The following is a 15814-nucleotide window of genomic DNA, read 5'->3' on the forward strand; positions in this document are numbered from 1 at the left end:
GTTATGGAGCCAGGTAAATATTCAGTAGGATTAGACATAGGGACAACAAAGATTGTAGCCATAATTGGTAAAGAAAACGAGTATGGTAAAATTGAAGTTTTAGGTATTGGTAAATCTAAAAGCCTTGGTGTACATAGAGGTGTGGTAAATAATATTACACAAACTATAAAATCTATACAACAAGCGGTAGAAGAAGCAGAGGCTACTTCTGGTTTAAAAATTAGTTCTGTTGTGGTTGGTATTGCTGGGCAACACATACGTAGCTTGCAACATAGTGATTACATTACAAGACCAGACTCTGAGCAGGTTATTAATGAAGATGATGTAGATATACTTGTAAACCAAGTTTACAAATTAATTATGCTTCCTGGAGAAGAAATTATTCATGTGTTACCACAAGAATATAAGGTAGATGGGCAGGCAGAAATTAAAGAGCCAATTGGTATGTATGGTGGTAGGTTAGAAGCTAATTTCCATGTAGTAGTTGGGCAGGTATCATCTATTAAAAATGTTGGTAGGTGTATTAAAAGCGCTGGCTTAGATTTAGGTAGTATAACGTTAGAGCCTTTAGCATCTGCAAATGCTGTACTAAGCCAAGAAGAAAAAGAAGCTGGTATTGCATTAATAGATATAGGAGGTGGTACAACAGATGTTGCTATTTTTAAAGATGGTATTATAAGGCACACTGCTGTAATTCCTTTTGGAGGAAATGTTATAACAGAAGATATAAAAGAAGGCTGTTCTATTATTGAAAAACAAGCCGAACTATTAAAAATTAAATTTGGGTCTGCTTGGCCAGGAGAAAATAAGGATAATGAAATAGTTTCTATACCAGGATTACGAGGTAGAGAGCCTAAAGAAATTACACTTAAAAATCTTTCTAAAATTATACATGCTCGTGTTGTAGAGATCATAGAGCAGGTGTATATGGAGATAAAAAATTATGGCCATGAAGACCAAAAAAAGAAACTAATTGGTGGTATTGTTTTAACAGGTGGTGGTAGCCAGTTAAAACATTTAAAGCAATTGGTAGAATATATAACTGGTATGGATACAAGAATAGGGTATCCTAATGAGCATTTAGCAGGAGACTCTACCCAAGATATAGCAAGTCCGTTATACGCAACAGGTGTAGGGTTGTTAATGAACGCAATTGAAACTAATGCTAAAAACAAAGAATTAGCATTAGAAGAGGCTCAAACAGAAAAAGAAGAAATAGTAGAGAGTAATCAAACAGAAGAAGGTTTCCAAACAGAAGAACCAAATACCACATCAACCAAAAAAGAAGTGAAACCAGAACGTAAATCCATTTTTGAAAAATGGTCTGATAAGTTGAAAGACTTTTTAGATAATGCAGAGTAACGCATAAATAGAAAAATTGAAAAAATAACTCAGTAAAATAACAGTATGAGCAAGAACACTGAATTAGAAAGTAATATCTCTTTTGATTTGCCTAAAAATCAAAGTAACGTAATAAAAGTCATTGGTGTTGGTGGCGGTGGTAGTAACGCAATAAATCACATGTTCCAAGCCGGAATAAATGGTGTAGATTTTATTGTTTGTAATACAGACTCACAAGCATTAGAAAACAGTACAGTGCCTAATAAAATAAGATTAGGTGTTACCTTAACAGAAGGTTTAGGTGCGGGTGCCAACCCAGAGGTTGGTGAGCAAGCTGCCATAGAAAGTATGGAAGACATAAAAAGTATGTTAGATTCTAATACTAAAATGGTTTTTATTACTGCTGGTATGGGTGGTGGTACAGGTACAGGTGCTGCTCCAATAATAGCAAAACAAGCAAAAGGTATGGATATCCTTACAGTGGGTATTGTTACAATGCCTTTTCAGTTCGAAGGAAAAATGAGATGCCAGCAAGCTCAGACTGGTATAGAAAAACTTCGTGCTAATGTAGACTCATTAATTGTTATTAATAATAATAAACTTAGAGAAGTATACGGTAATTTAGGCTTTAAAGCCGGTTTCTCTAAGGCAGATGAAGTTTTAGCAACTGCTGCTCGTGGTATAGCAGAGGTTATAACTCATCATTATACACAAAATATAGATTTACGTGACGCTAAAACGGTACTATCAAACAGTGGTACCGCAATTATGGGCTCTGCAAATGCTTCTGGATCTTCTAGAGCGCAAGAGGCTATTATGAAAGCATTAGATTCACCCTTATTAAATGATAATAAAATTGCTGGTGCTAAAAACGTATTGTTGTTAATAGTTTCTGGTGCTCAGGAAATTACTATTGATGAAATAGGTGAAATTAACGATCATATACAAACAGAAGCTGGCCACGGAGCTAACATTATTATGGGTGTTGGTGAAGATGAAAACCTAGGAGATGCAATTGCTGTTACAGTTATTGCTACGGGTTTTAATGTAGATCAGCAAGACGATATTGTAAATACAGAATCTAAAAAAATAATTCATACTCTAGAAGACGAGCAGAAGGCCACCCACAACTTAACACCAAACAATGCAAATGTTGTTTATGAAGTGGTTGAGCCAGAAACTACTCCTGTTAAAAAGGAAGTTGCTCCTGCAGAACCGGAGGTAATAAAACATACTTTGTTTGAGGATGAAAAACCAGAAATGGATTTAATACCTACAACAAATTTTATTAAAAGCTTTAATGTTTTTTATGATGAAGTAGTAGCAGAGACTCCTAAAGAAGATGATTTTGTTATTGTAGATGTAAGAGATTTTGACGTTGTAGATGCAGAAGAAGTAAAGGTTGTACAAGAAGAAGATCAATTTGCATTTAGTTTTGATATTCCGCGTAAGGAACAAAAAGTTGAAGAAGAGGAGCAAGAGCATACTATTACATTTAGCTTAGATGATGAAGATGTAAATAATATTGATGTTAAAGATCACGTAGAGGTTGTTCCTGTATTAGAGTACAATAAACAAGGAGAAAAAAGATATAGTTTAGATGACTATATGGAGTTAGAAAAAGAGCTTACAGGCGCTAAATCTAAAGCAGAAAAGGCAGAGCCTAAAATAATAGATGAGGCATTGGCTTTTGAGAAAAAAACTGTGGCACCAAAAGCAACTCAAGCACCGGCTCCAGCACCTACTCCTGCTCCAGAAGAAAAAGAGATAGAAGTAGACCCAATGAACACTCCTATTGAAGATTTGTTAAGAAACAGAGCAGATGAGCGTAGAAGGAAATTAAAAGACTTTAACCATAAGTTTAAAAACAATATTAACACCGTAAATGATATGGAGAAAAAGCCAGCTTATTTACGTCAGGGAGTAGATTTAAATCAGAACAATCCTGAAAACAGAATTTCTAGAACAACGTTAAGTGAAGACGGAGACGATATTCAATTGCGTTCTAATAATTCTTTTTTACATGATAATGTAGATTAATGTAGTTTTTAAACTATATAATTTAGTGTATAAACCTGAAAGCAATAATTGTTTTCGGGTTTATTTTTTTATCTTCGTGTTCCTAAAAATTAAAAATTATGAGCTTACAACAAGATGTAATGACAGCAATGAAAACAGCTATGAAAGCTAAAGATAGCGTTGCCTTAGAGTCGTTAAGAGCTATAAAATCTGTTTTGTTAATGGCACAGACAGAGTCAGGGGCAAAAACAGAATTAAGTGAAGAAGAAGAAATAAAAATTGTACAAAAATTGGTAAAGCAGCGTAAAGATAGTGCTGCTATATATAAGGAACAGGGCAGAGAAGATTTAGCTGCTCCAGAACTGGCACAGGCAGAAGTAATTGCACAGTTTTTGCCAGAACAAATGTCTGAGGATGATATAGCTAAAGTGGTAGATGATGTAATAGCTAAAACTAACGCAGATGGTATGAAAGATATGGGGAAAGTTATGGGTATGGTATCTTCTCAGTTGGCAGGTAAAGCAGATGGTAAAACAATTTCTACCATAGTAAAAAGTAAATTAGCTTAATTTTTTTATAAGCTAATAAAAGGCCCCGTGGCGCAACTGAATAGCGCATCAGATTTCGGCTCTGAGGGTTGGGGGTTTGAATCCCTCCGGGGTCACGAATAAACAAAAAATCCAAAATTAAAAATCAAGTTTACTTGTATTTTTAATTTTGGATTTTTTGTTTTTAAAGCGGAGCTTTTAGGGATCAACAAGCGGAGCGCAGTTCATCCCTATTCGTAAAATTTATAACAGTTTACTTGTATTTTTAATTTTGGGTTTTTTGTTTTAAAAGCGGAGCTTTTAGGGATCAGCAAGCGAAGCGCAGTTCATCCCTATTCGTAAAATTTATAACAGTTTACTTGTATTTTTAATTTTGGATTTTTTGTTTTAAAAGCGGAGCTTTTAGATAAAATTTATGGAGCATATATAATGTAAAAGCCACGCAATTTGCGTGGCTTTTGTGGTAAGTGTTTAGTATGTTATTATGACTTTGCTAAATCTCTACTGTGGTTAACCTCAAAATAATTTTGCACATTTTCCATAATGTGAGATTCTTTTAAAGTAGAATTTGCTGTTTTGTATTCTTGATTAATTAATTTTTTTGCAGGGAAGCTTTCACAATGTATTTCTTCTCCTTTAATGTTTGTTGTTTTTACGGTGGCAGTTCCATCTAATAAAGATTTTCCTGTTACCATAATAAAAGAGCGTTCTTCATCTTCTGCAGAAATACCTGTTCTTATTTTTGTGTTTTCAATAATAATATCCGACTTAATATTTGCGTTTGCTTTTGCTTGTTCTGCGGTTTTTTTATCGTTACTACAAGATAAGAAAAGTGATGCTGTTGCTAATACTGATACAAATAATTTAGTTTTCATAATTGAGTGCTTTTTTAAATACACTACAAAGATGAAGCTATTATAGGCCTAAGAATACGCCTGTATTAGTGAAAATGATTACCCTGAAAACAGGGGTGGCAGAGGCTTAATCGTCTAGAAGTCCCATTTTTATTGCGTGTTTAGTTAAGCCGGCTAAGTTTTTTACATTTAATTTAGATATTAAATTTTTACGGTAACTTTCTATTGTATGCTTGCTTAAAAATAACTCGTCTGCAATTTCTTGTGTTGTGTACTCTTCAGCAATAAGTTTTAAAACTTCTTTTTCTCTATTGGTTAAAGAAATTTCTTTTTCTTTTTTACTGGCAAACATAGCATCAGTATAGGCTTTTTTAATTTCTGTAGAAAAATACTTTTCACCACCAATAATTGTTCTAATGGCTTCTAGTAATTCATCTTTTTCAGCATTTTTGGGTACATAACCATCTACATTACCTCTAATTAGTGTGTCTATCATACCGCCATCTATATGCATACTAACAACTAGTGTTTTTAAGCCTGGAAAGCGTTCTTTTACGATAGTGTTTAATTCTATGCCATTCATTTCTGGCATAGTTAAATCTGTCACTAATAAATGAATGTCTTCGGCACCATTAATATCTAAATATTTTACTACTTGTGCACCATTTTTAGCGGTTGTAGTAATATTAAACTCAGGAGCATCTTCTAAAATACTCGTAAGTCCGTCTATAAACATTTTATGGTCGTCTGCAATAATTAGGTTATATGTTACCATTGGTTGTGTTTTTTATTGGTATTTCTATAGATATTACTGTTCCTCTGTTTACAGCAGAATCTATGTGTAAAGTACCGTTTAGTTTTTCTATTCTACTTTTAATATTTTTAAATCCAATACCTTCTCCGTTTTTGCTTGTATCAAATCCTTTACCGTTGTCTTCAAAAAGCAAAGTAATGCTATCTTCAAAGTAATTTAGGTGTATATCTGTATTAGATGCTTTGGCGTGTTTAAGAGTGTTTGTCATTAATTCTTGAATAATTTTAAACAACTCCATTTTTACCATTTCATTAATGGTATTTATTTTTTCTTCTGGGTGAGGGTAAAACTCTACATTTAGCTTGCCAGTGCTTGTAATAGATTTAGCATATTCTTTTATAAGCTGTGTAAAATCGTCTTGTCTAAACTTTTTTGGTATTAGGGTGTGAGAGATGTCTCTAACCAATTGGTAGGTTTCATCTAACTGACCAGATATGGTATGTAATGTACTGGTTTTTTCTTTTACGCTAGCAAGCTGTAATTTTATTCCAGCTAAATTACCACCAATACTATCGTGTAATTCTTGGGCTATACGCTTTCGTTCCTCATCTTGTCCTTCAATTGCGGCTTTTATTAACTTTAATTCCTGTTCTTGTTTTAGAGTTGTTACTTTTTGGTTGTTAATTTCTTCGTTCTTTTTAGCAAGTTCACTTTGAGCTTGCATTTTTTGGTAATAGGTATAGAGTAGGGCAATTACAGGAATAAGAATTACTAAAAAGCCGATTAAAAAAGCTGCTTTAATAGTTTTTTGCCTATCTAGCTCGGCTTGTTGTTTTATTTGGTCCTCTTTTAAGTCAGAAATAGCTTGTTCTTTTTTTATGGTTTCGTATTGTATCTCTAGTTCCTTTATAATTTCTCTTTGTTGTTTGTCTTTTATCTCATTTAAAACTCCAAAAAGTTGTGTCATTGTTGCATAGGCATTTTTATAATCTTCTTGTTTGTAAAAGCTTCTTGCTTGTATAATTAGTGATTCTCTTTGAAATTGTAAGTTTTCATGATCTACGGCATTAATGTAAGCCATAGTGAGGCCAACGTTAGCAATATTATACTCTTCTAATTTATAATACAATTTAGCTACTAGTAATGCACCCTCATAATAAATAGCATTAAAATTATTGGCTTTTGCTTGGTTACTTATTTGCGCATACATTTGTATGGCTTTGTTGTATTCTTTATTTACTTCTAAAAGTTTGGCTTTGTGAAGTTTGGTTTCTAATTCTGATTCTAAATCTTTAAATTGTTTTGCAAGCTCTAAAGATGAGTTGTAGTATTCTTCTGCTTTGTTATATTCTTCTTTTTTGGAATAAGCATTGCCTAGTTGCATAAATGCTTTATAGGTAGTTGTTGGTTGCTGTTTATTGTAAATTGCTATGCTTTCTTGAAGTAGTTTTATGGCTTTATCTATATTGTTTTGAGCAATGTAATTTTTTGCCAGACTAACTTTATGTAAATATATATACTGAGAGTCATTAATAAATTCGGCTTCCTGTAATCCTTTTATGTTCCACTCAATAGACTTGTCTACTAGTCCGTTTAACGAACTACCAACAGACATAAAATAATATGCTTTGGCATATAAAAATTTTTTATCTTTTTCCGGTTTATCCCAATTTCCTAATTCTTGTACATATAAATTCCCATAATGTAAAACGGAATCGGTATTTGCTTTTTTGGCGTGGTGTTCTATAAGCTGATCAAATACTGAGAATCTTTGTGCTCCAAATGTTGCATCTTTTAATGCATCATATAAAGGTTGTAAAGTTTTGTCTTTTTGAATTTTTGACCATGAAAAAGAAAAAAAGGAAGGATTATCTTCTTTATTTAAACTATCTTTTTCTTGTGCTGCAGCTAATTGAAAGGTTGCAATTATAAAATATAATAAAAAGTATTTAAGCTTACTATATTTCTTTAGGTTGTATGAAGATTTGGTGGTAATCAAAAAAGATGATTTAATATTTGATTGTTATTTTCTTAATTTATTCTAATTAAGAAGTTCTAACAGTTAGTTTTAATAGTGTTTACAAAGTTTATATTATTATTTAGTATGACAATCCCATTAGTTAGTGAAATGACTATCCCTGAAAACAGTGTAATATAATTATTATTTCTTTTTTAAAATAGTACTTATTATTTTTTTAGCGTGTATCCTAGAATTTTCTATAAACCATTTGTGTGTTTCCATTCCTCCACAAATTACACCGGCTAAAAAAACATTGTTTAGGTTTGTTTCCATAGTGTCTGTGTTATGAGTCGGAATTTTTTTTGCGTCGTTAGATAAAGTAATTCCTATTTTGGTTAAAAAATTAAAATTAGGTCTGTAACCAGTTAAGGCTAAAACATAATCGTTTTCTAATACTATAGTTTCGTTAGCTGTTTTTATTACTATCTCTCTTTCTTTAATTTCTGTAATATTGGCATTGTATATAACTTTTATGCTACCTTCCTCTATACGATTAATAATGTCTGGGCGTACCCAATATTTTACACGTTTACCAACTTCAGAACCTCTAATTATTAAAGTAACATCTGCACCTTTACGCCAGCATTCTAATGCGGCATCTATTGATGAGTTACTTGCGCCAACAACAGCTAATTTTTGTTTAGAAAAAAAATGTGGATTATTATAATAGTGGCTAACTTTTGGTAAGTCTTCTCCTAGAATATTTAATTTATTAGGTATATCGTAAAAACCAGTAGCTATTATTACGCTATTTGCTGTATAAGTTGCTTTACTGGTTTTTACAATATAATAAGTAGTGTCTTTGGTGACATTAGTTACTTTTTCAAATAAATTAATGTCTAAATTATTACTGCTTACAATTCTTCTGTAGTACTCTAAAGCTTCTTCTTTTTTAGGTTTGGCTTCATTACTAATAAAAGGAATATTGTCTATTTCTAGTTTTTCTGATGATGAAAAAAATTGCATTTTAGCAGGGTAGTTGTATAACGAGTTTACAATACACCCTTTTTCTAAAATAAGATAAGAAAGTCCGTTTTTTTTAGCCTCTAATCCGCAGGCAATACCAATGGGTCCGCCGCCAATAATTACAACATCTAATAAATTCACTAGCCTATAATTTCTTTTAAGTTTTTAATTGTATCCGTAGGGTTATCGCTCTTAAAAACAAAGCTTCCCGCAACTAGTACATCTGCACCTGCATCTACTAAATCCTTTGCATTTTTAGAGGTAACACCACCATCTATCTCTATAAGAGTTTTAGCATTTTTTTTAATGATTAATTCCTTTAATGCTTTTACCTTATAGTAAGTATTCTCAATAAAAGATTGTCCGCCAAAACCAGGATTAACACTCATTAAACAAACAACATCAATGTCGTTTATTATATCTTCTAATAAGTGTATGCTTGTATGCGGATTTAAAGCAACGCCAGCCATCATACCTTCTGCTTTAATTGCTTGTAAAGTTCTGTGTAAATGTGTACAAGCTTCATAGTGTACTGTTAACACATTTGCACCTAATTCAGCAAAGGTTTTAATGTACCTATCAGGGTCTACAATCATTAAATGTACATCTAATGTTTTTGTAGCGTGCTGTGCTATACTTTTTAAAACCGGCATACCGTAAGATATATTAGGAACAAAAACGCCGTCCATAATATCTATATGGTGCCAATCTGCCTCACTATTGTTTACCATTTCTACATCTCTCTGTAGGTTTCCAAAGTCTGCTGCTAATAAAGAAGGTGCAATTTTGTTGTTGCTCATTTTGTTTTAGATTGATATTTATGCAAAAGTACGCATTTGATGTAAATTGAAACAGTGGAAATTAACCTTTATAAATTGTTTAAGATTAGTAGTTAGATGAAACAAAAAAGCCTGTTGTTAAAAACAACAGGCTTTGCATGTAATAAGTTAAATTCTTTATATATTAAAGGACTTCAACGTTTACTGCATTAGGTCCTTTTTTTCCTTCTTCAACGTCATAACTAACTTTGTCTCCTTCAGCTATTTCGTGAGTTAATCCACTAATGTGAACAAAAACGTCTTTACCACCATCATCTGGAGTGATAAAACCGAAACCTTTAGAGTCGTTAAAAAATTTTACTGTACCGTTACTCATAATTTTATTTTTAATTTAAAGTGCAAAGATAGTATAATATCAATACAAAGCGTTTTTTATTTTTTTTTCTAAACCCTAGGTAAATCTCCTTCTCCTTTTAGTGGTAAAGTAGAGCTTCCTGTTAGGTAAACATCTACGTGATGCGCAGCCTGTCTGCCTTCTGAGATTGCCCATACAATTAGAGATTGCCCTCTTCTTTGGTCTCCTGCCACAAAAACACCGGGTACATTGGTCATATAGTTTTTTGCAGACGCTTTAATATTTGTTCTAGGATCTGCTTCTAAGCCTAATTGCTGAGCTACAGTCATTTCTGAACCTGTAAAACCCATTGCAAGTAAAACTAAGTCGCATTTCCATTCTTTTTCTGTACCAGGAACTTCTTTTAATGTAGGTCTTTGTCCAGGTGTTTTTATCCACTCTACTTCTGCGGTTATAAGTCCTTTTAAGTTTCCTTTTTCATCTCCAATAAATTCTTTGGTAGATATGCTAAAAAAACGTTCTGCGCCTTCTTTATGAGATGAGCTAGTGCGTAAGCGCATTGGCCAAAACGGCCAAGGTTGATCTACAGGCCTTTCTGGAGTTGCTTTGCTCATAATCTCAAAATTAGAAACAGAGTTTGCTCCGTGGCGTATAGATGTTCCTATACAGTCAGATCCAGTATCACCACCACCAATAACAATAACATCTTTGTTGGTAGCCTTTATTTCTTCTCCTAAATCGGTAATACCATCTACACGTTTGTTGTTTTGCTTTAAAAAGTCCATTGCTTGTACAACTCCTTTTAAATCGGCTCCTTTTATAGGTAATTTTCTGCGTACTGTGGCACCGCCAGAAAGTACAACGGCATCAAAATCTTCTTTTAGAGTGTTGGCGTCTATATCTACTCCTATATGTGTGTTAGTCTTAAAAATTATCCCTTCCTCTTTCAGGACTTCTAGTCTACGGTCAATTACGTTTTTTTCCATTTTAAAATCTGGAATACCATAGCGTAATAATCCACCAACTTTTGCATCGCGCTCAAAAACAGTAACCAAGTGTCCGGCTCTGTTTAATTGTTGTGCAGTTGCTAAGCCAGCCGGTCCAGATCCTATAATAGCAACAGTTTTACCTGTTCTTGTTTTAGGTGGTTGTGCTGTTATCCATCCTTTAGAGAATGCGGTTTCTACAATGTTTTTTTCTATATTTTCTATAGATACAGGATCTTCGTTAATGCCTAATACACAGGCTTCTTCACAGGGAGCAGGGCATAATCTACCTGTAAACTCAGGAAAGTTGTTTGTAGAGTGTAATATGGTAGCTGCTTTTTCCCATTTTCCTTTGTAAACAGCATCATTAAAATCTGGAATTAAATTTCCTAGTGGGCATCCGCTATGGCAAAACGGAACTCCGCAATCCATACAACGTGCGCCTTGGTTTTTTAATTCTGTTTCTTTTAATGGCTGTGTAAATTCTTTATAATTTTTTATACGCTCTTCTACAGGAGCATAGTCTTCTATTTTTCTTTCGAACTCTAAAAATCCAGTTGTTTTTCCCATAGTGCTCTATATTATGCTAGCTTTTTCTTCTTCTTCTAATCTTTTTAATGCTTGGCGGTATTCTTCAGGGAATACTTTTACAAACATTGGTAAGCTGTTTTCCCAGTTTTCTAATAAACGTTGTGCTAAAGGACTCATAGTGTAGTTGTAATGACTCTCTATAAGGTCTTTTAATTCTGCAATGTCATTAGCTTCTTCTACAGGTAGTAAATTAAGAGACTCTTTGTTGCAATTTTTTTCAAAAGTTTTGTTTGGGTCTAATACGTAAGCAATACCGCCACTCATACCTGCTCCAAAATTACGGCCTACTTCACCTAAAATTACTGCAACACCACCAGTCATATACTCGCAACCGTGGTCTCCAATGCCCTCTACAACAGTTTTTGCTCCAGAGTTACGCACGCAGAAACGTTCACCTGCTTTACCATTAATGTAGGCTCTACCAGCAGTAGCACCATATAAGGTTACGTTACCAGTTATAACATTGTCTTCTGGAATTATAGTAGCACCTTCAGGAACTTTTATTACTAGTTTACCGCCAGAAAGCCCTTTTCCTAAATAATCATTAGTGTTGCCATTAACGGTCATAGTTAAACCTCTGGTTGCAAAGGCACCAAAGCTTTGTCCGGCAGAACCAGTAAAGTTTAAACGTAGCGTGTTTATAGGTAAACCTTTTGCACCATAGGTTTTTGAAATTTCATTACTTATAATTGCACCAACTGCTCTGTCTGTATTTTTAATAGGAAAATCTAGTGTTAGTTTTTCTTTTCTGAATAAAGATGGATGCGCTTTTTCTATAATTTTAAACTCTATAGATTTATAAATATCGTGCTCTTGTTTTTGTGTATTGTATAGTTTGGTATCAGCAGGTACATCTACTTGATGTAAAATAGGGGTAAGGTCTATGCCTTCTGCTTTGTAGTGTTCTATGGCTTTGTTGCGGTCTAGTTTTTGAACCTGACCAACCATTTCGTTAACCGTTCTAAAGCCCAACTGTGCCATTATTTCTCTTAATTCTTGAGCAATAAAGTACATATAATTAACTACGTGTTCTGGTTTTCCTTTAAACTTTTTACGTAGTTCAGGATTTTGAGTAGCAATACCAACCGGACAAGTGTTTAAGTGACAAACACGCATCATGATACATCCAGAAGCTACTAAAGGAGCGGTTGCAAAACCAAATTCTTCTGCTCCAAGTAAACATGCAATTGCAACGTCACGACCCGTTTTTAATTGTCCGTCACACTCTACAACAACTCTATTTCTTAGGTCGTTCATAACCAAAGTTTGTTGCGCTTCTGCAATACCAAGTTCCCAAGGTAAGCCTGCGTGTTTTAAAGATGTTAAAGGAGATGCTCCTGTTCCTCCATCATGACCAGAAATTAATACTACATCTGCTTTTGCTTTTGCTACACCAGCAGCTACGGTACCTACACCAACTTCTGATACTAATTTTACATTTATTCTTGCCTCTCTGTTGGCAGATTTTAAATCGTATATTAATTGTGATAAATCTTCAATTGAATAAATATCATGATGTGGAGGAGGGGAAATAAGACCTACGTACGGAGTAGAGTTTCTTGTTTTTGCTATAGACGGATTTACTTTTGGCCCAGGCAATTGTCCGCCTTCTCCAGGTTTAGCGCCTTGTGCCATTTTTATTTGTATTTCCTTGGCACTTGTTAAGTAATTAGATGTTACTCCAAACCTACCTGAAGCAACTTGTTTTATAGCGCTGTTTCTCCAATCTCCGGTTTCATTTTTGTAAAAACGCTCTGCATCTTCACCACCTTCACCAGAATTGCTTTTACCGCCAATACGGTTCATAGCAATTGCTAAATTTTCATGAGCTTCCTTACTTATAGATCCGTAAGACATTGCACCAGTTTTAAAGCGCTTTACAATATCTGTCCAAGGTTCTACCTCTTCAATAGGAATTGGATCGTAGTTAGAGAATTCAAATAAACCTCTAATAGTCATTAAGTGTTTTGATTGCTCATTAATTAGCTTAGAGTATTCTTTGTAGGTTTCTGGTTCGTTGTTACGTACAGATTTTTGTAGTTTAGCAATGGTAAGTGGATTAAATAAGTGTTTTTCACCATCTCTACGCCATCTGTATGCACCGCCCATTTCTAGTTCTAAACTAGCAGCTACTTCTTTAGTGTTAAATGCTTTTTGATGTCTCTTTGCTATTTCTTTTTCTATTTGATACAAGCCAATACCTTGTATTCTTGTTGGGGTATTTGGAAAATATTTATCTACCACCTTGGTGTTTATACCAATGCACTCAAATAATTGCGAACCTCTGTAAGAGTTTAAGGTAGAGATGCCTATTTTGTTCATCACTTTTAAAACTCCCTTGCCAATACCTTTGTTGTAATTTTTAATTGCCTCATCAAAAGTAATGTCTGTAATGTCATTTTCTTCTATTTGCTCAGCAATAATTTCGTTTACCAAATATGGGTTTACAGCACTTGCTCCGTAACCAAATAATAATGCAAAATGATGTACTTCTCTAGGTTCTGCAGACTCAATAATGATACTAAGTTTAGATCTTTTTCCTAGTTTTTGAAGTCCGCTATTTACAAAAGATAAAGCTAGCAAAGCAGGTATAGGTGCGTTGTCTTTGTTTACATTTCTGTCTGATAAAATAATGATATTTGTACCGCTATCTATTGCTTTAGAGGCCTGGTCTAGTATGCTAGCTAAAGCTTCTTCTAAAGCATTGTGCCCACGTGCTATTTTGTATAAAATAGGAATAGATGTTACTTTGTAATCTGGACTAGCATCATAGTTCTTTATCTTGTCTAAATCTTCTTTAGATATTACAGGATTCTGAATTTTTAATTTACGGCAATGCAATTCCGAAAAATCAAAAATATTATGATCACTACCAAGAGTTAAGCTAATATCTGTAATTAACTCTTCTCTTATCCCGTCTAAAGGTGGATTAGTAACTTGGGCAAATAATTGCTTAAAGTAATTGTAAATAAGTTGTGGTTTTTCAGATAATACAGCAATTGGAGTATCAGACCCCATAGAACCAATAGGTTCTTTGGCTGTTTTGCCCATTGGTAATATAATAGTGTTTATATCTTCTAAAGTATATCCAAAAAGAGATTTTCTTTTATCAAGACTTTCCTCTCCTAAAAATAAAGGGCAGTCATTATAAGGTATATCTTTTAAATGTACCAAATTATTGTCTAACCATTTTTGGTAAGGCTTTAATTGAGCAATTTTTTCTTTTATTTCTTCGTCATTAACTATTCGGCCTTCTTCCATATTAACTAAAAACATTTTCCCAGGCTCTAATCTGCCGTGGAACTCAATGTTTTCTGGTTCTATATCTACCACACCAGTTTCTGATGACATAATTACGTAGCCATCTTTGGTGACAGAATATCTAGAAGGTCTTAAACCGTTACGATCTAAAACTGCTCCAATATAGTTGCCATCTGTAAATGGTACAGATGCAGGTCCGTCCCAAGGCTCCATCATACAAGAGTTGTACTCGTAAAAAGCTCTTTTAGCAGCAGACATATCTGGGTTTTTTTCCCAGGCTTCTGGTACCATAATCATCATTACTTCTGGTAAAGATCTGCCTGTCATCAACAGTAATTCTACCACCATATCCATAGTTGCAGAGTCAGATTTGCCAGGTAATATTATAGGAAGTATGTTTTTTATTTCATCTCCAAATAAATCACTTTTTAATAACTCTTCTCTAGAGCGCATTCTAGACACATTACCGCGTAATGTATTTATTTCTCCGTTATGGCACATATACCTAAATGGTTGTGCTAAATCCCAAGTAGGAAAAGTGTTTGTAGAAAAACGTTGGTGTACTAAGGCAAGTCTTGTAACCACTCTAGGATCCATTAAATCTTTAAAGTAAAATTTAATGTCTTGCGGCATTAAAAGACCTTTAAAAATAATAATTTTTGTAGATAAGCTTGGTACATAGAAAAAGCCACTTTCAGATAATTTAGATCCCAAAATTGTGTGCTCTGTAACTTTACGAGCAATGTATAATTTTAGGTTAAAAGAAGCGTAATCTTGTGAGCTGTCTTCTTTTGCTATAAATATTTGCTTAACAAAGGGCTCTGTTTCCATAGCAATACGCCCAGGAACATTTTTGTTTACAGGCGCATCTCTCCAGCCAAGCAATTTTAACCCTTGTTTTTTTATGTTTTCTTCAAAAACAGAAATACAAAAATCTCTTTGGTTTTCCTTTTGCGGCAAAAATATGTTTGCAACAGCATATTCGCCTGGTTCTGGCAGAGTAAAATTACAAACCTCTACAAAGTAATCATGTGGTATATCTATTAAGATACCAGCCCCGTCACCCGTTTTGCCATCAGAACTAACGGCTCCTCGGTGCTCTAGTTTATCTAATATCTCTAAGGCTTTATGTATTATGTCGTTAGACTTCTTTCCTTTTAAGCTACATATAAAACCTGCTCCACAGTTGTCATGTTCAAAATCCGGTAGGTATAACCCTTGTTTTTTCAGCTTCATAAATTATCACATTTCTTCAAATATATTACAATCGTTAAATTATATTTAAAGATTTAATGATAAGTAAGAAATTAATTCATCATTTTCAGTGTATTGATAAATTA

The 15814-nt window shown here is 33.7% G+C and carries 11 protein-coding genes and 1 tRNA gene; 4 read left to right on the plus strand and 8 right to left on the minus strand.

Annotated elements, in window-relative coordinates; translation table 11 throughout:
- Positions 1-3: 3 nt before the first annotated feature.
- The 4 genes from ftsA to PBN93_RS10075 all read left to right on the plus strand — a co-directional run bounded on the left by ftsA (position 4) and on the right by PBN93_RS10075 (position 4024).
- Positions 4-1362 (plus strand): cell division protein FtsA, encoded by a 1359-nt coding sequence (ftsA, locus tag PBN93_RS10060; protein WP_077407091.1) that lies wholly within the window; start codon positions 4-6, stop codon positions 1360-1362.
- Between the two features lie 45 nt (positions 1363-1407).
- A complete protein-coding gene (gene ftsZ, locus PBN93_RS10065; protein WP_271080565.1) occupies positions 1408-3381 on the plus strand; it encodes a cell division protein FtsZ in 1974 nt (657 codons plus the stop codon).
- Positions 3382-3479: 98 nt separating this feature from the next.
- Positions 3480-3929 carry a GatB/YqeY domain-containing protein gene (locus PBN93_RS10070; RefSeq protein WP_077407084.1) on the plus strand — a complete coding sequence of 150 codons (450 nt, stop codon included), beginning with the start codon at positions 3480-3482 and terminating at the stop codon, positions 3927-3929.
- A 21-nt stretch (positions 3930-3950) separates the two neighbouring features.
- Positions 3951-4024 (plus strand) — tRNA-Arg (locus tag PBN93_RS10075).
- 366 nt (positions 4025-4390) lie between these two features.
- Here PBN93_RS10075 and PBN93_RS10080 read toward each other — a convergent pair.
- The 8 genes from PBN93_RS10080 to gltB all read right to left on the minus strand — a co-directional run bounded on the left by PBN93_RS10080 (position 4391) and on the right by gltB (position 15710).
- Positions 4391-4783, minus strand: coding sequence for a hypothetical protein (locus PBN93_RS10080; protein WP_077407081.1), 393 nt, complete (start codon positions 4781-4783; stop codon positions 4391-4393).
- Positions 4784-4889: 106 nt separating this feature from the next.
- Positions 4890-5537: a response regulator gene (locus PBN93_RS10085; protein WP_077407078.1), complete on the minus strand. Its 648-nt coding sequence runs from the start codon at positions 5535-5537 to the stop codon at positions 4890-4892.
- Complete coding sequence (locus tag PBN93_RS10090) at positions 5524-7515, minus strand: tetratricopeptide repeat-containing sensor histidine kinase (RefSeq protein ID WP_077407075.1); 1992 nt, start codon at positions 7513-7515, stop codon at positions 5524-5526. The genes PBN93_RS10085 and PBN93_RS10090 overlap by 14 nt, the downstream gene beginning before the upstream one ends.
- 162 nt (positions 7516-7677) lie before the next feature.
- Positions 7678-8643 carry a YpdA family putative bacillithiol disulfide reductase gene (locus tag PBN93_RS10095; RefSeq protein WP_271080566.1) on the minus strand — a complete coding sequence of 322 codons (966 nt, stop codon included), beginning with the start codon at positions 8641-8643 and terminating at the stop codon, positions 7678-7680.
- A complete protein-coding gene (gene rpe, locus PBN93_RS10100; protein WP_077407069.1) occupies positions 8643-9302 on the minus strand; it encodes a ribulose-phosphate 3-epimerase in 660 nt (219 codons plus the stop codon). Before rpe ends, PBN93_RS10095 begins: the two co-directional genes overlap by 1 nt.
- A gap of 163 nt (positions 9303-9465) precedes the next feature.
- The gene (locus tag PBN93_RS10105) at positions 9466-9657 is read right to left on the minus strand and encodes a cold-shock protein (protein WP_013621600.1); all 192 of its coding nucleotides are present in this window, start codon (positions 9655-9657) and stop codon (positions 9466-9468) included.
- 68 nt (positions 9658-9725) lie between these two features.
- Positions 9726-11192 (minus strand): glutamate synthase subunit beta, encoded by a 1467-nt coding sequence (locus PBN93_RS10110; protein ID WP_077407066.1) that lies wholly within the window; start codon positions 11190-11192, stop codon positions 9726-9728.
- Positions 11193-11198: 6 nt separating this feature from the next.
- Entirely contained in the window at positions 11199-15710 is a 4512-nt protein-coding gene (gltB, locus tag PBN93_RS10115; RefSeq protein WP_271080567.1) for a glutamate synthase large subunit, read from the minus strand.
- Between the last annotated feature and the right edge of the window lie 104 nt (positions 15711-15814).

It is taken from the genome of Cellulophaga omnivescoria (genome assembly GCF_027915275.1).
Taxonomy (GTDB): Bacteria; Bacteroidota; Bacteroidia; order Flavobacteriales; family Flavobacteriaceae; genus Cellulophaga; species Cellulophaga omnivescoria.